The organism is Bacillus sp. DWP3-1 (assembly GCF_049896565.1).
GTDB lineage: Bacteria > Bacillota > Bacilli > Bacillales > Bacillaceae > Bacillus.
The window spans coordinates 146,347-165,900 of the sequence record NZ_JAFCUN010000008.1 but is presented as its reverse complement, the minus strand read 5'-3'; the positions used below and the strand labels follow the sequence as shown (position 1 = coordinate 165,900).

The window sequence follows — 19,554 nt, the reverse complement described above, 5'->3', positions numbered from 1 at the left end:
CCTTATCTTAAAATAGATAGTAAACATACATGATGGCAAATGTTGCACCACTTAGAAGTAACGTGCTTCCAAGGGTAATCGTAAGACCCTGCTTTTGAATCGTATTTGCAATCAATCCAGGAACGATAATACCGATTCCGCGGAATTCTGCTATTTCAAATGGGACCACTGGATAGAAGAAATCAAATACAAGCTTTAAGGCGATCCCTGTAATTAGCATCGCAGCAAACTTTCTGCGTCCGTATAAAATCATAAATTTCGATAGACCAAAGCGAACGATGACATACGTAAGCAAGCTGACAGATAAGACGACTAAAATAAAGACTGGCTGGTTAAATACAAGCGCCAGATAACCTGGGACAACAAGTCCAGCTGGTACGATTCCTGTTTTTTCTGCAAAGATTAAACTAAGTAGAACACCTAAAATTAACGAGATATAAAGATCTGATCCGAACATTTTCTATATTTCCTCCTAGCTGACAAGCTGCTTAATTTTGTATTCTTGAATTTTTTCGATTAACGGTTCAGCGGCACCATGAATATTGCCGACTCCATAAACCACTCGATTATGAAGCTTTTTCTCAAGCATATTCATAATTTCTTCTGTAGATTGATATTCAAGGTTGTGTAAGTGGTCAGCCGGAATTTTCCCATCCTCATATGCCTTCACAATTGGATCTGTTGTTTCACCAATCAAGACAAGATCACTTGCTTCAATATAAGGAAGTACATCCTCCGCAAACTGGATCGTTCTATCTACACGATCCGCACGGCAGTTCATGATAATAATCGGTTCATCTGTTGGATATCCAATCTCTTTCACACGCTTCCAAATGTTCAATGTAGATGATGCGTCATTTGCCGCAAAACCATTTACAAAGTGTCCAGGTGTTTTCGCGTCCATTAATGGAAGAATTCTCATCGCTCCTGGATCAGGTGGCGCATTTAACATTCCTCTGAATGCTGTATCTTCATCAATTCCTAATGCCTGTGCAACACCAAGTGCAAGTGAGGCATTATCTGGGAAGACCATGTACTCAAATTTCCGTAAATACTCATCAGAAATCTTGGAATTATCTGCAACAATGACTTCTGTGTTGCGTTTTTTCGCAATCTCTTTAAAGAATTCCGTATATTCACTATCCGTAATAACCAAGTGTCCATTGTAAGGAATTGTCGCTGTAAAGGCTTCTGCTATTTCATCAAGTGTCGGCCCCATTACGTCCATATGATCTTCAAGAACGTTTACGATCACGCCAATATTCGCTTGAAGCAGCTCTTCCTGAAAGATAATTTGGTAATCTGGATTTACTGCCATACATTCACTGACGATGGCATTTGCTCCTCTTTCAACGGTTTCTCTCATAACTTCCTTCTGCTCACCGATATTTGGTCCTTGCGGTTTCCTTTTAATCGGTTTCTCCTCTGGCGTATCCCAATAAATCATTCTTGCATCTGTTCCCGTTGTTTTGCCGACAGTTTTATAACCTGCCTCCATTAAGATACCGGTTGTCAATCTTGTAACGGTAGACTTTCCGCGAATACCATTAATATTGACGCGCACCGGCAAGGCATCGATATTTTTCTGGTGACGCTTCTTTTCAATAAAGCCAATCCCTAACATGATGACACAGGCTATAACGATTAACCACATCGCTTATCTACATCTCCTTTTTTTATGAGTGTGATATGTAAATTCAATCAACAGTATATATGTTCAGCATAAAATCACAATCGGTATTATGTAACATAATCTTTCACTTCCTCGTATGCCAAATTCCTCTAATCAGAAGGCGGATTTGCCTAGCTCTTCTTTAAATGAAAAGGCCAAAAGGCGGACAAAAATTGGTATGAATTTCAGCTTCAATCAAGAGAAAGCGTTACCATCAAGCATCGGAAAATCTTTTGTCCTTTTCTCCCTAAATTTTTTGACAATTATTAAGATGTATTTTGAATCAATGTTTTAAAGCCCTTTAAACTCTATAACATCAGTCATATCAGCGCTTTAAATGAATAGTGCGTGTTTTGGAATGTTTTCGATTTTTGAAGGAACAGGTTAGAAAGTCATCCTCATCGGTCAGAATGCTACGCGTTGACCTATGACAAAGGTCACCTCTAAAAAAATCAAGTCATATGCTTATTTTCGGGTCACAAAAAATTGGGATAAGATGTAAACTATTGATCATTTCGGAATACCTGCTTTTTACGATATTCGCTCCTTATGACCTAAACAATGAAACATTATTCATTTGTTTTTATCAAGATTCATCATTTCTTAACATTTTTAATATGATTTTAGTTGAAAGTTGTCAATTCATGTCATGCTTTCCCCAAAGATGACGAATAAAATCAGCTTCTCCGCTTACACTAAGGTTAAAAAATCTGTGAGAGGAGGCTAAAGATGCCAAACAGCAATGAGCAAACACGGTTGCATTTTTTATCAGGCAGCTTCGAGGAAAAAATCCGAATTCTGAAAAAGACATTTCAGCAAAGCGGGGATTTTGAATACCGAGAGTTAATGGTGAATGAAACGAAATCTGTCCTGTTTTTTATTAAAACAAGAGTAGATGAAGGCAAACTAAATGATTTCATTATCGGCAACTTGTTAGGTCCTCCTGGAAAGCAGGAATATACGAAATCTCTCAGCACACTCGAAACAGGTGACTTGACGCTGATCACTGACAGTATTATTGCTGGAAGCATTGCGTTTCTTGATGAAAATTCCTCACAGATCAAATTGTTTTCTGTCGGTCAGCCGCCGCTGCGCTCTATTTCTGAACCTTCATCTGAAAGTATTATTGCTGGAGCACATGACGGATTTGTTGAAAGTCTTGATACCAACATCTACTTACTGCGTTCGCATTTAAATGATCGAAAGCTCGCCATTCAGTATCATAAGATTGGTACAAAATCTGAAACAAAGCTTGCGACTGTTTATATATCTGATATCGCTAATCAAGAAAAGGTAGAAGAGGTAAACAAACGGATTTCTTCTATTAAAGTAGACACGCTGCTAAGTCCTGGCTCTATTGTTGAGGCGATTGAGGATGATTCATTTTCTATTTTCCCGCAGCTTATTGATACAGAGCGCCCTGATAAGGTGAGATCTGCAATCCTTGAAGGGCGAATTGTGGTGATGATGGATGGCAGTCCGATGGCCATCATTCTTCCTGTCACCTTCTTTAGCTTCTTTCAATCACCTGATGATTATAATAGCCGCTGGATTCCGGCTACGTTTATCCGTGTTCTCCGCTATCTTGCCTGTATCATCGCAGTCATTTTGCCATCTTTTTATATCGCTGTCATTGGCTTTCATTATGAGGTCGTCCCAGATGAATTAGCCATAACGATGAAAAATTCAATTATCGGTATCCCATTTCCTCCTTTGATAGAAGCGATGCTAATGGAAATCACCATTGAACTCATTCGTGAGGCAGGGGTGCGTCTACCTAGACCAATTGGTCAAACCATTGGTATCGTAGGTGGTTTGGTCATTGGGGATGCTGTTGTACAAGCAGGACTCATCTCAAATGTTCTTGTCATCGTGGTCGCCGTGACCGCTGTCGCTTCCTTTGTCCTTCCATCATTTGAAATGACGGCCACCATTAGGATGCTGCGTTTCCCGCTCATGTTCATGGCATCAATGTTTGGTTTTATTGGCATTTCATTTGGATTATCCATCATTCTCATGAATTTATGCCGCCTTGAATCACTAGGGGTACCATACTTATCACCTGTTACTCCATTTAACTGGCAGGATTTAAAAGATACTGTAATCCGCCTCCCAATGTGGATGTACAAAAATCGCCCTGTTTATTTAAATCCGCAAAAGAAAAAGCAAATTGAACATTTGAGAGGATGGAAAAAGAAAAATGAAAAATAAAATATCTCCACCTCAAGCTGTCTTTTTTCTCATTCAATCTCAAATTGGTGTCGGTATTTTATCGCTCCCCCACTTTTTGATGAAAGACATGGGACACGATGGCTGGATGGCGATCATTGTCGCCTGTTTTTTTATCCAAATCATCAATACAATTTTCATTTACATCATTCATAAATATCCAGAAACATCATTCTTCCAAGCATTAATTGATGTATTTGGTCAATGGATTGGGAAATTACTGATTGCACTGTATATACTGTATTTTGCCTCCGTCTGTATTGTCGTTTTATCCATTTTCACCAGAATTATTGGTATGTGGGTTCTGCCGCTGACGCCAAACTGGGTCATCAATCTATTACTCATTACTTCCATTGTTTATATTGCGAAGGAGCAAATTACAGCCATTGTCAGGTTTAACTTTATCTTAACTCCCCTTCTCCTTTTGCTTTCCTTGCTGATGTTCTATTCATTAAAAGGGACCAATATCGATTATCTGATGCCTTTTTTTCAAACAGACATTTCTCAGTTTCAGCTTGGGCTGAAGGACGTCGTCCTATCGATGAATGGATTTGAGATGATCCTTATTCTTTCTCCCTTTATGAAAGGCACGATTAAGGAACGGTATAAAATCATGACCATTTCAAATATATGCACGACGCTTTACTACCTATTTATTACATTGATTTGTTTTATGTTTTTTAGTCCAATTGAGCTTGATGTGATTCCCAACCCTGTTCTTTACTTATTAAAAACCATTTCCTTCGGTATCATTGAGCGGACAGATTTAATTTTTCTTAGCTTCTGGGTGTTTATTATTCTTGCCACATTGAGTAACTATCTGTACTTTTGTGCAAATGGCATTTCCAGTTTACTGAAGAAAAAGGATCACAAAAAATATGTTTATTGTTTCGCCATTCTGATATATGCGTCTAGCTGTTTTTTGGCAGTCGATAACTTTCGCATTCAGCGTTTCAATGATTTTACAACGATTGCTCAGTATTCGTTCATTTACACACTTCCAGCATTCATGGCGATCGTTATCTTTATCAAACAACGTAAAAAGAAGGTGAAATCACATGCGTCATAAATATGTCCTGACTCTCCTCATGTGCGTGTCTCTCACCATGATGCCTGGCTGCTGGGATCAAAACCTATTAAAAAACATCTCCCTTGTCCTTACTTCCGCCATTGATCAAGGGGAAGATGATAACGCAAAAGTATCGATTACCTACCGAAAAGTACAACAGTCTCAAAGTATGCAGCAAGGAAGTTCAGGTACTTATTCAACCACTGTACTGACAACCAATGCTCCAACTTTACGTAAAGCGGGAACAGACTTCGGCCGAATGGTTGACCAAAAGATTGATATGTCAAAAATGAGGATTTTACTGATCGGTGATGAATTCTCTCAAAATCAACTTCTTCCCTACTTAGACATGTTCTATCGCGATCCGAAAAGTCCTTTGCTTGCCAATTTAGCCGTTGTGAAAGGCGGTTCAAGTATTGATGTGATCAACAAATTACTAAAAGAACAGCTCATTGTCAGTGACTATTTAAACAATCTCATTACAACTGCCTCAAGAGGTTCACAAGTGACCGCTGGAAATATTCAAAGCATACGCTCAAAGATGCTCCAAACAGGAGAAGACTTTACCCTGCCTTTAATTGTATTTGATCAGTCTAAACAACTAATCAAAGTAGCAGGTGTGGCTTTATTCGATAATGAGAAAAAAACTGGTGAGCTTTATGGTCAAGATGCCATGCTTCTCAATCTCATGAATAATAAAATCGGGAAATATGCAAATTTCACTAAAAAGATCAGAAATGATATGGAGTTGAAGGGAAATAACTATATTACCATCCAAGTCACCGACTTAAAACGAGATATTCGTATTCTCAATTCTGATCATCGAAACGTGACAATTGGGCTAGATTTCGAATTCAAAACAGCTGTCGTTGAATATCCGAAAGACAATTTAGATAGTACGAAAAAGATCGATGAACTAAACAAACGATTATCAGCTATTTTCACAAAGGAAGCAGAAAAAGTAATCTCTGTTTTGCAGAAATCAAACTCCGACGTGTTAAGTCTTGGAAGAAAGTATCGCGTTAAAAATTATGATGAATATGTAAAAATGAATTGGAAAACTGATTATCCAAATGTAAAAATCATCCCAAAAATCAAAGTGAATATTACAGAAACAGGGATTACTAGTTAATAAAAGGAAGATAGCATCTTTCTTTTATTTTTTTATTTTTTTAAGATTGTCATTTTAATGCTTTCATGATAATCTATCTGTGTAAACGGTTACACATTCACGAAGGGAGGCACTCCATTGGCTACAATTAAAGATGTTGCAAAAGCTGCACAAGTGTCTGTTGCCACTGTTTCACGCGTGCTTAACGATACTGGATATGTCCATACAGATACGAAAACCCGCGTGACACAAGCGATGCAGGAGCTGAACTACTTTCCCAATGAAGTGGCTAGATCCCTTTTCAAAAGAGAATCACGCTTAATCGGTTTGATTTTACCTGATATTACGAATCCCTTCTTCCCTCAGCTCGCTAGAGGCGTTGAGGACGAAATTCATGCGCATGGTTTTCGATTATTATTCGGAAACAGTGATGAAGATCGAGAGAAGGAAATGGCCTATTTACAAACCTTTAAACAAAATCAAGTGGTCGGTGTCATCGCTGTCACAAACGAACCTGAATCAGATATATACAATGATGATGAATTACCGGTTGTGTTCTTAGATCGAACCGTTCCACATGCACCTTCTGTGTTTGCAGATGCTGCAGCTGGCGGGAAAATGGCCGCAATGGAATTAATCAGACGCGGCAGCCGGCAGATCACACTGCTAAAAGGACCTGCCCACCTTCAAACAGCGAGGCAGCGATTCAAGGGCGCACTCGATGTACTGACGGAAAAAGGAGTCGACTTTCATGTGATGTCTAATGCTTCATTTTCCTTTCAAGAAGCCCGCAAGAGCGCCAAGGCTCTTTTCCAGCTGTACCCTGAAACAGATGGCATCATTGCCAGCAATGACATCGTCGCAACAGCGGTCATACACGAAGCGCTTCGGATCGGAAAAGCCATTCCAGATGATGTTCAAATCATTGGGTTTGATGATATTCCGCAAAGCGAGCTGCTCTTCCCTTCCTTATCTACGATTAGGCAGCCTGCCTATGAGATGGGAAAAGAAGCGGCACAGCTGTTAATCAAAGCGATTCAGAAACAACCTATAGATCAACCAGTTATCCAAATGCCCGTCTCTTTTATTGAACGAGAGACCACAAGAAAGGTGGATTCACAATGAGTCATATTGTCGTAGTAGGAAGCTGTTCTATGGATTTAGTCGTCACATCGGATAAACGGCCAAATGCCGGTGAAACGGTGTTAGGCGAATCATTTAAAACCGTCCCAGGGGGAAAAGGCGCCAATCAAGCAGTCGCAAGTGCCAGACTCGGTGCAGATGTATACATGGTCGGCCGAGTCGGTGATGATGCTTATGGTCAGGATATTGTCAGCAATCTACAAGATCAAGGGGTCCGCACCCCATATATGAAACCGGTTACCGAAATGGAAAGCGGCACCGCTCATATCATTTTAGCAGAAGGTGATAACAGCATTGTCGTGGTCAAAGGAGCAAATGACGAGGTCACTCCTGACTATGTTAGAGAGGCACTTTCTACAATAGATGATATTGGGATAGTTCTCGTTCAGCAGGAAATACCTGAAGAAACAGTCGAAGCTGTCTGCTCCATTTGCAGTGACAAAGAAATCCCTGTGATTTTAAACCCTGCACCTGCCCGCAAAGTATCGCAGCAGGTTTTAGACCAGGCTGCCTATATTACACCGAATGAGCACGAAGCTGTTCTCATGTTTGATGGACTCCCAATTGAAGACGCCTTGCGTCAATACCCTAACAAATTACTCATCACAGAAGGGAAAAATGGGGTTCGATTTTTTGACGGATTGAAAGAAGTGCTAGTTCCAGGCTTTCCTGTTGAAGCAGTTGATACAACAGGAGCAGGCGATACCTTTAACGGAGCCTTGGCTGTAGCAATAACAGAGGGCAAATCTCTCTATGACGCACTTGCCTATGCCAACCTTGCAGCATCAATGTCTGTCACAAAGTTCGGTGCACAAGGCGGCATGCCAACAAGAGAAGAACTGGAGAAAAAGAAATGAAAAAAAACGGCATCTTAAACAGTCATATCGCCAAGGTACTTGCTGACCTTGGTCATACAGATACAATCGTCATCGCAGACTGCGGTCTTCCTATTCCAGAAGGTCCAGTCAAAATCGACCTGGCGTTATCAATCGGCACACCGTCCTTTCAGGAGGTCACCTCTCTCCTTCTTCAGGAAATGGCGGTTGAACACATTACTGTGGCTAGTGAAATCAAAGAAGCCAATGAGCGAGATCATCTATTTCTAAAGAAAGCGTTCTCACAGCCATTACATGATGTAGACCACGAGACGTTCAAAAACATGACCAAGCAGGCAAAAGCAGTCATTCGCACGGGTGAAGCCACCCCATACGCAAACTGCATTCTTCATGCCGGTGTCATCTTTTAAAAGGAGGAGCCAGATATGAACATTGAGATGCATAACATCCATAAGGCCTTTGGAAAAAACACCGTTCTTTCCGGGGTCTCCTTTGACCTCGTCACAGGTGAGGTCCACGCGCTCATGGGCGAAAATGGCGCGGGAAAATCAACTTTAATGAACCTGCTCACAGGTCTTTATTCATTAGATCAAGGAACGATTCAAATCGACGGAAAAGAAACCGCTTTCAAAAATCCGAAGGAAGCGGAACAACACGGCATCGCCTTTATTCATCAGGAGCTCAACATATGGCCGGATATGACCGTCTTGGAAAACCTATTCATCGGGAAAGAAATCTATACGAAGTTTGGATTGCTAGACACAAAGAAAATGAAGGTTCTTGCCCAAAGCCAGCTGGACCGATTGTCTGTGAACCTCTCGCTTGATCAAGAGGCAGGCAGCTGCTCTGTTGGACAAAAACAGATGATTGAGATTGCAAAGGCATTAATGACTGATGCGAAGGTGATCATCATGGATGAGCCAACAGCAGCTCTAACAGACCGTGAGATTGAAAAGCTCTTTCAGGTCATTGAATCTCTCAAAAAAGAAGGCGTATCCATTGTCTATATTTCTCACCGTATGGAGGAAATCTTTGCGATCTGTGACCGGATTACAATCATGCGCGATGGGAAAACAGTCGATACGAAAGCCATACCTGAAACGAATTTCCATGAGGTCGTCAAAAAAATGGTCGGCCGCGAATTAACAGATCGATACCCTGAGAGATTGCCTTCTCTAGGAGATATTGTCCTTGAGGTGAAGCAAGCGACAAGAAAAGGACAATTCCATGATATCAGTTTCTCAGTCAAAGCTGGAGAAATCGTCGGTGTTGCAGGCTTAATGGGCGCTGGCAGAACCGAAATGATGCGGTCGCTGTTTGGTCTTGATCCTCTTGATCAAGGTGAAATCTGGGTCCATGGGAAAAAGGCTGTCATTAAAAAACCAAGTGATGCCGTCAAGCTCGGCATCGGCTTTATCACAGAGGATCGCAAAGATGAAGGACTCATGCTGGATGCATCCATCCGAGAAAACATTGGACTGCCAAACTTAGAAAGCTTCTCTCCAAAAGGACTGATTGATAAGAAAAACGAACAGGATTTTGTCGACCTGCTCATCAAAAGACTGACAATTAAAACGGCTTCCTCTGAAATTTCTGCTCGAAGTCTCTCTGGTGGAAATCAGCAAAAAGTCGTCATCGCCAAATGGATCGGCATCCAGCCGAAGGTCTTAATTTTAGATGAACCGACAAGAGGTGTCGATGTCGGAGCGAAACGAGAAATCTACCAGTTAATGAATGAACTGACTGATCGAGGTGTTGCCATTTTAATGGTCTCCTCTGAGCTCCCAGAAATTCTAGGGATGAGCGATCGAGTGCTTGTCATTCATGAAGGAACCATCAGCGGAGAATTAAATAAATCAGACGCAACACAAGAACGAATTATGACACTAGCTACAGGAGGGAAGTAACATGAAACCACTTACTTCAAATGGACGATTTGACAACATCATGCAAAAGCTTGGGCCATTCTTAGGACTCATCATCCTTGTCGCCATTGTTTCTATTTTAAACCCAGCCTTTTTAGAGCCATTAAACATCTTAAACTTACTGAGACAAATCTCCATTAATGCCCTCATTGCCTTTGGAATGACGTTTGTTATTTTAACCGGAGGAATTGATTTGTCTGTCGGTGCCATTTTAGCACTTTCTAGTGCTCTGACTGCCGGATTTATCGTGTCTGGTATGGACCCGATTTTAGCTATTATCGTTGGCTGTATCATCGGCGCTATTCTTGGGATGGTCAACGGTCTTTTAATTACAAAAGGAAAAATGGCTCCTTTTATCGCAACACTTGCCACGATGACCATTTTTAGAGGATTAACACTTGTTTATACAGACGGAAACCCGATTACAGGACTCGGTTCTAACTATGCCTTTCAGTTATTCGGCCGCGGGTATTTCTTAGGCATTCCTGTTCCAGCAATCACGATGCTTCTCACCTTTATCGTACTTTGGGTGCTGCTTCATAAAACACCTTTCGGCAGAAGAACGTATGCCATCGGCGGAAATGAAAAAGCTGCGCTCATTTCAGGAATCAAAGTACCGCGCGTAAAAATTATGATCTATTCACTGGCAGGTTTCATGTCTGCTTTAGCGGGTGCCATTTTGACCTCTCGCCTAAACTCAGCTCAGCCAACAGCTGGCACATCCTATGAGCTTGATGCGATTGCTGCTGTTGTACTTGGCGGGACAAGCCTGTCTGGCGGAAGAGGGCGAATTGTCGGCACACTGATCGGGGTGCTCATCATCGGTGTCTTGAACAATGGTATGAACTTACTTGGTGTATCATCATTCTATCAATCTGTTGTGAAAGGGATTGTCATCTTGATTGCAGTCCTACTAGACAGAAAGAAATCTGCTTAAGGAGGCAGCTGCTATGAAAAAATATCTCATTCTCATTCTGACTCTCTCATTATTCATGCTTTCTGCCTGCTCGCTAGAACCGCCAGAGTGGGCCAAATCAACAAAAGATGGAAAGAAAAAAGACATCAAAATCGGGCTCTCGATCTCGACCTTAAATAATCCATTTTTCGTTTCTCTCAAAAATGGTGTGACGAAAGAAGCGAAAAAGCTTGGCATCGAAGTGGTCATTGCAGATGCACAAAATGATTCAGCTAAACAAACCAGTGACGTAGAAGATTTAATTCAGCAAGGGGTTGACGCATTACTCATCAACCCAGCGGATTCATCTGCTATCTCAACCGCTGTCGAATCAGCGAATGCTTCAGATATTCCTGTCATCACATTAGACCGTTCAGCAGAAAGCGGTAAGGTAGAAGCACTGGTCGCCTCAGATAACGTCAAAGGCGGCGAAATGGCAGCTAACTTTATCATCGACAAGGTCGGTAAAGGAGCAAAAGTCGCTGAACTAGAAGGTGTACCAGGCGCTTCCGCTACACGTGAGCGCGGAAAAGGATTCCATCAAATAGCGGATAAAGATCTAAAAGTGACAGCAAAACAAGCGGCTGACTTCGACCGGACAAAAGGACTGAATGTCATGGAAAACCTCCTTCAAGGAAACCCTGACATCAAAGCCGTTTTTGCCCATAATGATGAAATGGCACTTGGCGCTCTAGAGGCGATTCAAAGCTCTGGAAAAGACATTCTCGTCGTTGGCTTTGACGGAAACGAAGATGCACTCAACTCGATCAAAGCAGGAAAACTATCTGCCACAGTCGCCCAGCAGCCAGAGCTGATCGGGAAACTGGCAGTCGGCGCTGCAAACGACGTCCTAAAAGGGAAAAAAGTAGAAAAGAACATCGCAGCTCCACTGAAACTAGAACAGAAAAAATAAACACAAAACCCCCGATAGCTCTCGGGGGTTTTTCCTATTATTCTGGTCTTTTCAGCACAAATGACGTCCCTAAATGGGCATAATCATTTCCCGCTAAACGTGCGATTGGCTTCAATTCATGAGAAGAAACATATCCTTTTTCCGCATCATAAACAGCCTCATCTAAATGCGCACACACAACCCGGCCAATGATATGATCGACTGTGATCTCCCCTTCATCATTTTGAAAGGTCAGATGTTTTTCCAGCTGACATTCAAAGCGAATGCGTGCTTCCTTGATTCCCGGCACTGAGACCACACTGCTCTTCACTTGATGAAGACCGGTGCGATTCAGCTCACTCTCTTCCTCTGGCAAAGTAGCAGCTGTTTCATTAATATCTTCAATCATCGCTTCATCACTCACATGGACAACAAATTCTTCCCTGTCGATGATATGTTTTGCTGTATCTTTCATCTCCCCTTGACGCCGTCCGATAGAAACTGCGAGGAGCGGCGGGTGTCCGCTGATGACATTAAAGAAACTAAATGGTGCGGCATTGACGACATCATCTTTAGACAGACTTGTAATAAACGCAATCGGTCGTGGAACAATAGAGCCCGATAATAATTTATATGCTTCTTTTCTTGATAGCTGATCCATTTGCAACGTAATCAATTCAGACACGCCTCCTTTTGGTGTATCGACATCATACCATACCCCTTTTTTCTATGCCTCTGATTCCGGCTCGGTGCGATGCAGGATATGGTGGACAAGATGAAATAAAGCAGGATTATGATTCTCTCGTCTATAGGAAATCGTCCATTCCGCCAGAAGCTGTTCACCTTCAATGGACCGATATACAACATCTAGATTAAATAAACGCCGGGCTGATTTTGGAATGACCGCAATACCGATACCAGCTGTGACAAGGCCAATAACCATTTGATATTCCGCTGCTTCCTGCACAATATTCGGAGAAAATCCGTACTTTTCACATAGCAGGACAAAGTGTTGATAAAGGGACGGCCATGATTCCTTTGATAAAGAAATGATCGGTTCATGCCGGATATCTTCGATCGTGACCGCCTCTTTTTTCGCCAGCGGATGATTTTTCGGAATCGCAAAAATACATTCACTTTGCTTCATCAAACGGCTGACAAGTTCTTCATGCGGAGATGTAGGATGTAAAAAACCGATATCAATCTCCCCATTTAAAAGCGCCCCTAGCTGCTGCGGAACAGAAAGCTGCTTCAGCTCAATACTGACAGAGGGATACAGCTCTCTGAATTCGCGTACAACTGGCGGCAGAATATCATACGTCGCTGTTCCAACAAACCCTATGATGATTTTCCCCAGCTCTCCTCTTGCTGTATGCCGTGCATGATCAACGGCTTTATCAAGCTGCTGCAGCACACCACGCACCTCATGTAAAAAGACCTTTCCAGCAGCTGTTAACTCCACCACTCGCTTCGACCGGTGAAACAAAGGAAACCCCAATTCTTCTTCAAACTGCTTAATTTGCTGACTAAGTGGAGGCTGTGTCATATTCAACCGTGCGGCTGCTCTGCCAAAATGCAGCTCCTCCGCTACTGTGACAAAATACTGCAAATGTCTCAGTTCCATCCTTTCACTCCTCGCGCACTTATTCGTGAAACATATTAAAACCACGTTAAACATATATTGGAAAATTTTCTTTTTGAAATGTATAGTAAATCATATCATGAAAATATATTTTCATAAAAAATTTTACTTGCCGAAAGGAGTGCGGGGTAAATGAATTCTCAAGCACAACCCCTAACAAGACGAGGAGCAGAATTGATTGTCGATACGCTGATTGCTCAAGGTGTGACCCATGTTTTTGCGATTCCAGGTGCAAAAATTGATGCCGTATTTGATGTATTAAAAGACAGAGGTCCAGAACTTGTCCTATGCAGACACGAACAAAATGCAGCCTTTATGGCAGCCGCTGTCGGCCGCTTAACCGGCAAACCAGGTGTTTGTCTCGTCACATCAGGTCCTGGCGCATCTAATTTAGCAACAGGTCTATTAACAGCCAATACAGAAGGTGACCCTGTTGTCGCAATCGCTGGAAACGTCATTCGTGCGGATCGGCTGAAACGAACACATCAATCACTCGACAATGCGGCATTATTCAAACCAGTCACAAAATACAGTGTTGAAGTACAAGACGTTCATAATATACCTGAAGCCTTAACAAATGCTTTTCGCGCGGCACAAAAGGGGCAGGCTGGAGCAGCATTTATCAGCTTTCCACAAGATGTCGTGACAGAACACACCACACAAACACCAGTGTCTGCTCACCCTTCTCCAGAACTAGGTCCTGCACCGGATGCTCTCATCAGTTCGGCCATCGCCAAAATTCAAAATGCACACTTACCTGTTGCGATTGTGGGAATGAAAGCAAGTCGTCCAGCTGCTGCAAACGCCACTAGAACATTATTGAAAACACTTGGGATTCCATTTGTCGAAACGTACCAAGGAGTCGGCGTTCTCTCAAGAGAGCTTGAGTCTCAATATGTAGGCAGAATCGGCTTATTCCGGAATCAGCCGGGGGATCTACTCATTGAACAAGCAGATGTCCTTTTGACCATCGGCTTTGATCCAATCGAATATGATCCGAAGCATTGGAATATTCAGCCGCAGCAGCGCCAGATCATCCATGTGGATGACATGCAGGCAGATATTGATCATTTTTATGAGCCAGCGCTTGAGCTTGTAGGCAATATAGCTGAAACCGTTAAACATCTAGCCCATGACAGTGTTCCACTTTCTCTATGCAAAGAACAAATTGATTTAGTCACTGAATTACAGGAGCTGTTAAGCGACATTGAAAAAGCACCAGAAAGAGACAGTCATCTATCTCACCCGCTGAATGTCATTCATACATTAAGACGCCTAATTCCTGATGACACGAAGGTCACGTGTGATATCGGATCTCACGCGATTTGGATGTCGCGTCACTTCCGCGTCTATGAGCCGAACACATTCCTGGTGAGCAACGGAATGCAAACATTAGGCGTCGCCTTACCATGGGCAATTGCGGCTTCCATACTGAATCCAGATGAAAAGATCATTTCGGTCTCAGGTGATGGCGGTTTTCTCTTCTCTGCAATGGAGCTTGAAACAGCCGTCCGCATGAAAACAAATCTCGTTCACCTTGTTTGGAATGACAGCACATACGACATGGTGGCGTTTCAGCAGGAAATGAAATATGACCGCACATCCTGCGTTGAATTCGGACAGATCGACTTAGTGAAATATGCGGAAAGCTTTGGAGCGACTGGATTACGGGTTAACTCACCTGAAGAGCTTTCAACTGTCCTTCAAAAGGGTATAAACATAGAAGGACCCGTTATTATTGATATTCCGATTGACTATCAAGACAACCCAGACCTCGCCAGTCAAAAATGGCCAGAAGTCTTTCGTGAAAAACACACATTGAACGTCAGATAAGATGTCCATACATTACATCAAAGGAGTGAGCGGATATGGGTATGATGCACCCAATGAATCAACAGAACGACACAAGACAACATGACAAACAGCAAGAGGTTTATCAAGTATCGACGATGACCTCTTTACTGGAAGCCGTATATGATGGAGATTTCTCCCTTGCACATATTCCCAAGCACGGTGATTTCGGCATTGGTACATTCAATCAATTAGATGGAGAGCTGATCGGCTTTGACGGCGCATTTTATCGACTGCGCTCGGATGGAACAGCGACACCGGTTACCGATCAAGACTATTCACCATTCTGCTCTCTAGCATTCTTTGAAACAGATATCGTTCATCGAATTGATGCAACCATGACGTCCAAAGAGCTAGAAGAAGAAATCGACCGCATTTTACCTAGTAAGAATGTTTTTTATGCGATCCGCATTGATGGATCATTCAAAAAGGTTCAAACACGTACGGTCGAAAAACAGGAAAAACCTTACGTTCCGATGGTGGAAGCAGTCAAGTCACAGCCTATTTTCGATTTCGAGGATATTCAAGGAACGATCGCTGGTTTCCGTACACCGCAGTACGCACATGGTATTGCGGTGAGTGGATATCATCTTCATTTCATTGATGATGATCGAAGTGTCGGCGGACACGTATTTGATTACACCGTTGATCAAGTGACCATCCGAATTTCTCAAAAACGTCATATGAATTTACATCTGCCAAATACGCAGGAATTCTTCCAAGCAGACATTGATCGAGCTGACCTTGCACAACAAATTGCCAGTGCGGAAAGCAGCCCAGATCAATAAAATGAAGACACCCCGTTGATTCCGGGGTGTCTTTTTATGCAAAAAGACTACTTATCACTCCATGATATTTCATTTCGTTAGTAAATTGAAATTCATTCATTCTATTCGTAATGAAATATGATAAAATACCAACAGAAGAAAGGTGGTTATACGGTGTCAAACGACTATAGCATTCCGAACCTAACATTAGATGAAAGGGATAAACAAATTTTATCCCTATTACACGAGGACGGGCGTATGTCCTATACAGATCTCGGGAAACAAGTCGGTCTTTCACGTGTAGCTGTGCAAGCCCGCATGCAGCAGCTGATTGAAGCAGGCGTCATTGAACGATTCACCACTGTGATTAACCCTGCTAAGATCGGCATTCACGTCTCTGTCTTCTTTAATGTAGAAGTGGAACCGAAATTTTTAGAAGCAGTAGCCCTTCAACTTGAGCAGGAAACAGCTGTCACAAGCCTTTATCACATGACAGGGCCAAGCAAGCTGCATATGCATGGCATTTTTCAAAATGAACAGGAAATGGAGGCATTCCTGACAAAAAAGCTATACCCGCTAGAAGGCGTCGTGAGTGTGGACTGCCAAATGCTCATTAAACGATACAAAAGCCGAATGGGCATGAAATTGTAGACAGGAGTTGAAGCACTTGCAATCATATATTGAACTCATCATCGCTATGGTGCGAACCGGTATTCTCGGTTTTGGCGGAGGCCCTTCCGTCATACCGCTCATTCGCCATGAAGCGGTGGTGAAATATCAATGGATCAATGATGACGAGTTTGGAGAAACACTCGCCATCGCCAATGCATTACCAGGTCCGATCGCGACCAAAATGTCGGCATATCTCGGCTATCGATTGAAGGGCGTATCCGGTGCAATTGTCGCAACAGCTGCTCATATTTTACCAACATGTCTCGCCATGGTGGCACTCGTCACACTTGTCAGCGTCTTAAGCTCCTCACAAATCATTCAAAATATGATTGGCGCCGTGACACCAGTTATTGCCGTCCTGCTCGGGATCATGGCATACGAGTTTGGACAAAAAACGATGAAAGGCTTTGGAATGATCTTCGGTATCGCTCTATTCCTTCTTGCCTTTATCGGACTGCAGGTGCTGTCCATTCATCCAGGAATCATTGTCATCATCTTTTTATTCTATGGCGCCTTTCATTTCAAACTGAAACAACGCTGGAATCGAACAAATAAAGAGAAAGGAGTGTCTTCATGATGCTGATTCTCTTTTTATTCTGGGCATTCTTCTTGTCCAATCTATTAGGATATGGCGGAGGGCCTGCATCCATCCCGCTCAATTATGAAGAAATCGTCAATCATTTTCATTGGATGACGAACGAAGGGTTCTCCAATATGCTTGCATTAGCCAATGCACTGCCAGGACCAATTGCTACGAAGATCGCGGCATATGTAGGCTATGACGTCATGGGCTGGCCGGGCTTTATCGTGGCACTGCTTGCAACTGTACTGCCATCAGCCATTGGATTGATTTTATTGCTCAAGTTGATTGACCGCTTTCGCCAATCCCCTGTCGTAAAAGGCATGACCTTATCCGTACAGCCCGTCATTGCGATGATGATGCTTTTATTAACATGGGAAATCGGCGGAGATGCAGTGAAAGCCATCGGCTGGACGCAATCATTCGCCATTGCCGCGATCTCCTTTTTCTTTATGACCAAATTCAAAATGCACCCCGCCTTTCTCATTGTGGCTGCCTTTTTATATGGCGGATTCATTCTGCCGCATTAAAAAAACCGATAACATGGCCTGTTATCGGTTTTCTTTTACATATAAATTGGAGAAACCGGTCTGCGCCCAATCGAATGATACTCGATCCCTGCTTGTTCTGCCGCTTCAAGCGTGTGACAGTTTCGCCCATCAAAAATAAGCGGCTGTCTCATCCATTCCTTGTAGGACGTGAGCGGAAACGTCTGAATCTCCGTCCACTCTGTTAATATACAAACTGCATGGACATCCTTTATCGCTTCTTCAATCGTTTGAGCAAACAAGACTTGATCCGGCAGTTCACGAGCGGCATGACGTGTAGCAACAGGATCATAAGCCACAAGCTCCGCGCCTAATTGATGGAGTTCATGAGCGATCGGAACCGACGGCGCCTCCCTCATATCGTCTGTATTCGGTTTAAAGGACAGGCCAAGAAGCGCAATTCGCTTCCCTTCAAGATTTGCCCCCAGTCTCTCCTGAATGCTTCGGATAAAACCAGCTCGCTGCTCATTGTTTACTTTAATGACAGCCTTTAGCAGCTCAAAATCGTGGGACACATGCCCTGCGATTTGGACAAGTGCATTTGTATCCTTTGGAAAACAAGAACCTCCGTAGCCAATCCCCGCCTTGAGAAACGAAGAACCGATCCGCTGATCGAGCCCCATTCCCCGCGCAACCCATTCAACATCAGCACCTGTTTTTTCACAAATGGAAGCAATCTCATTCATAAAGCTGATTTTAGTCGCAAGAAAAGCATTTGATGCATACTTGATCATTTCGGCACTTTTTCGGTCTGTTTTGACCACTGGCAGGTGGAAATCAGCATACATCTCCTCTAGCTGGTCTAATACGGCTTTTGTTTCAGCCCCAATGACAAGCCGATCTGCCCTCAAAGTATCTGAAATGGCAGAGCCTTCCCGTAAAAATTCTGGGTTAGATGCAATAGATAACGGCTCATTCCGTCCTAATTCTTGATGTATCATCTGATCGATTTGATCACCCGTTCCGACAGGCACCGTACTTTTCACCACAAGAACCGCACCTGATTTCGCTTTTGTGCCCATCTCCTTTGCAGCCCGAAACACATACTGTAAATCAGCTTGGCCGTCTGCCTGCTGCGGGGTGCCGACCGCAATCATTAACACATCAGCCCGCGGGTAGGCTGCCGCTCCATTTATGTAAAATTGAATTCGTCCTTGCTCAAGATTGCGTTTCAGCAATTCTTTTAATCCTGGCTCATACATTGGTGGATGTCCTTGTTTCAGCTGCATGACCTTTTTCCGGTCAATATCAATACACGCCACATTGTGCCCTGCCTCCGCTAAACACACACCTGTGACCAGCCCCACATATCCACAGCCTGCAATTGCAATATTCATGACACCATCAGCTCCCCATACGCCTTATGCTTGTAATGACATCGTATGCCGGGAGCTTTCGTTCCATTCATAAAAGCATACAAAAACCCCCTGCCATCACTAGCAGGGGGTCACTTTTATGAAACAAGACCATTTCGAATATGAGCAATCAGATTTTCAAGCATTTCTTTTGTGGTGACATCATTTGAATTCTCACCAATATCATGAGCGTACATCAAAATTTTTAAAAACTCTTCTTGATTTAAACCCTTATTGTCCATGTCTGTATCCTTTCGATTCCACTAATTTCATTATTATATGCTGTATGGTTGGTTTATGCAATACT

20 protein-coding genes are annotated in these 19,554 nt (G+C 42.8%); 14 read left to right on the top strand and 6 right to left on the bottom strand.

Going from position 1 to position 19,554, the window contains the following annotated elements; translation table 11 throughout:
- Window positions 1–7: 7 nt before the first annotated feature.
- Together pgsC and pgsB are read right to left on the bottom strand one after the other, a co-directional pair.
- Complete coding sequence (pgsC, locus tag ACP7A0_RS17375) at window positions 8–457, bottom strand: poly-gamma-glutamate biosynthesis protein PgsC (RefSeq protein ID WP_012011488.1); 450 nt, start codon at window positions 455–457, stop codon at window positions 8–10.
- Window positions 458–472: 15 nt separating this feature from the next.
- A complete protein-coding gene (gene pgsB / locus ACP7A0_RS17370; protein WP_034660210.1) occupies window positions 473–1,654 on the bottom strand; it encodes a poly-gamma-glutamate synthase PgsB in 1,182 nt (393 codons plus the stop codon).
- Between the two features lie 747 nt (window positions 1,655–2,401).
- Here pgsB and ACP7A0_RS17365 point away from each other — a divergent pair.
- From ACP7A0_RS17365 to rbsB, 9 genes are all read left to right on the top strand, one after another.
- Complete coding sequence (locus tag ACP7A0_RS17365) at window positions 2,402–3,883, top strand: spore germination protein (RefSeq protein ID WP_066031637.1); 1,482 nt, start codon at window positions 2,402–2,404, stop codon at window positions 3,881–3,883.
- Window positions 3,873–4,970 carry a GerAB/ArcD/ProY family transporter gene (locus tag ACP7A0_RS17360; protein ID WP_060597449.1) on the top strand — a complete coding sequence of 366 codons (1,098 nt, stop codon included), beginning with the start codon at window positions 3,873–3,875 and terminating at the stop codon, window positions 4,968–4,970. The genes ACP7A0_RS17365 and ACP7A0_RS17360 overlap by 11 nt, the downstream gene beginning before the upstream one ends.
- Window positions 4,960–6,102 carry a Ger(x)C family spore germination protein gene (locus tag ACP7A0_RS17355; RefSeq protein WP_066031636.1) on the top strand — a complete coding sequence of 381 codons (1,143 nt, stop codon included), beginning with the start codon at window positions 4,960–4,962 and terminating at the stop codon, window positions 6,100–6,102. Before ACP7A0_RS17360 ends, ACP7A0_RS17355 begins: the two co-directional genes overlap by 11 nt.
- 117 nt (window positions 6,103–6,219) lie before the next feature.
- On the top strand, window positions 6,220–7,206 hold the full coding sequence (locus ACP7A0_RS17350; RefSeq protein WP_060597451.1) for a LacI family DNA-binding transcriptional regulator: 987 nt from the start codon (window positions 6,220–6,222) through the stop codon (window positions 7,204–7,206).
- The gene (rbsK, locus tag ACP7A0_RS17345; protein ID WP_106061467.1) at window positions 7,203–8,081 is read left to right on the top strand and encodes a ribokinase; all 879 of its coding nucleotides are present in this window, start codon (window positions 7,203–7,205) and stop codon (window positions 8,079–8,081) included. Before ACP7A0_RS17350 ends, rbsK begins: the two co-directional genes overlap by 4 nt.
- Complete coding sequence (gene rbsD, locus ACP7A0_RS17340) at window positions 8,078–8,470, top strand: D-ribose pyranase (RefSeq protein WP_060597455.1); 393 nt, start codon at window positions 8,078–8,080, stop codon at window positions 8,468–8,470. Before rbsK ends, rbsD begins: the two co-directional genes overlap by 4 nt.
- 15 nt (window positions 8,471–8,485) lie before the next feature.
- Window positions 8,486–9,967, top strand: a complete 1,482-nt coding sequence (locus tag ACP7A0_RS17335) for a sugar ABC transporter ATP-binding protein (RefSeq protein ID WP_106036455.1) — start codon at window positions 8,486–8,488, stop codon at window positions 9,965–9,967.
- A gap of 1 nt (window position 9,968) precedes the next feature.
- Complete coding sequence (gene rbsC, locus ACP7A0_RS17330; RefSeq protein WP_003215300.1) at window positions 9,969–10,922, top strand: ribose ABC transporter permease RbsC; 954 nt, start codon at window positions 9,969–9,971, stop codon at window positions 10,920–10,922.
- A 13-nt stretch (window positions 10,923–10,935) separates the two neighbouring features.
- On the top strand, window positions 10,936–11,853 hold the full coding sequence (gene rbsB, locus ACP7A0_RS17325) for a ribose ABC transporter substrate-binding protein RbsB (RefSeq protein ID WP_095285700.1): 918 nt from the start codon (window positions 10,936–10,938) through the stop codon (window positions 11,851–11,853).
- A 37-nt stretch (window positions 11,854–11,890) separates the two neighbouring features.
- Here rbsB and ACP7A0_RS17320 read toward each other — a convergent pair whose 3' ends face one another.
- Window positions 11,891–12,508, bottom strand: coding sequence for a flavin reductase family protein (locus tag ACP7A0_RS17320; protein ID WP_426005861.1), 618 nt, complete (start codon window positions 12,506–12,508; stop codon window positions 11,891–11,893).
- Between the two features lie 51 nt (window positions 12,509–12,559).
- Window positions 12,560–13,456, bottom strand: coding sequence for an acetoin biosynthesis transcriptional regulator AlsR (alsR, locus tag ACP7A0_RS17315; protein ID WP_060597460.1), 897 nt, complete (start codon window positions 13,454–13,456; stop codon window positions 12,560–12,562).
- Window positions 13,457–13,606: 150 nt separating this feature from the next.
- On the opposite strand from alsR, the gene alsS reads away from it, so the two are divergent.
- The 5 genes from alsS (at window position 13,607) to ACP7A0_RS17290 (ending at window position 17,874) form a co-directional block, all read left to right on the top strand.
- Window positions 13,607–15,307, top strand: a complete 1,701-nt coding sequence (gene alsS / locus ACP7A0_RS17310) for an acetolactate synthase AlsS (RefSeq protein ID WP_106030595.1) — start codon at window positions 13,607–13,609, stop codon at window positions 15,305–15,307.
- Window positions 15,308–15,342: 35 nt separating this feature from the next.
- A complete protein-coding gene (gene budA, locus ACP7A0_RS17305) occupies window positions 15,343–16,113 on the top strand; it encodes an acetolactate decarboxylase (protein WP_060597462.1) in 771 nt (256 codons plus the stop codon).
- Window positions 16,114–16,266: 153 nt separating this feature from the next.
- Window positions 16,267–16,743 carry an Lrp/AsnC family transcriptional regulator gene (locus ACP7A0_RS17300; RefSeq protein WP_106030597.1) on the top strand — a complete coding sequence of 159 codons (477 nt, stop codon included), beginning with the start codon at window positions 16,267–16,269 and terminating at the stop codon, window positions 16,741–16,743.
- Between the two features lie 7 nt (window positions 16,744–16,750).
- On the top strand, window positions 16,751–17,341 hold the full coding sequence (locus tag ACP7A0_RS17295) for a chromate transporter (RefSeq protein ID WP_181185423.1): 591 nt from the start codon (window positions 16,751–16,753) through the stop codon (window positions 17,339–17,341).
- Window positions 17,341–17,874, top strand: a complete 534-nt coding sequence (locus ACP7A0_RS17290; protein WP_060597737.1) for a chromate transporter — start codon at window positions 17,341–17,343, stop codon at window positions 17,872–17,874. Before ACP7A0_RS17295 ends, ACP7A0_RS17290 begins: the two co-directional genes overlap by 1 nt.
- A gap of 35 nt (window positions 17,875–17,909) precedes the next feature.
- Here ACP7A0_RS17290 and ACP7A0_RS17285 read toward each other — a convergent pair whose 3' ends face one another.
- Both ACP7A0_RS17285 and ACP7A0_RS17280 read right to left on the bottom strand, forming a co-directional pair.
- Entirely contained in the window at window positions 17,910–19,229 is a 1,320-nt protein-coding gene (locus ACP7A0_RS17285; protein ID WP_066031633.1) for a UDP-glucose dehydrogenase family protein, read from the bottom strand.
- A 116-nt stretch (window positions 19,230–19,345) separates the two neighbouring features.
- Window positions 19,346–19,489 carry a hypothetical protein gene (locus tag ACP7A0_RS17280; protein ID WP_003214884.1) on the bottom strand — a complete coding sequence of 48 codons (144 nt, stop codon included), beginning with the start codon at window positions 19,487–19,489 and terminating at the stop codon, window positions 19,346–19,348.
- Window positions 19,490–19,554: the final 65 nt, after the last annotated feature.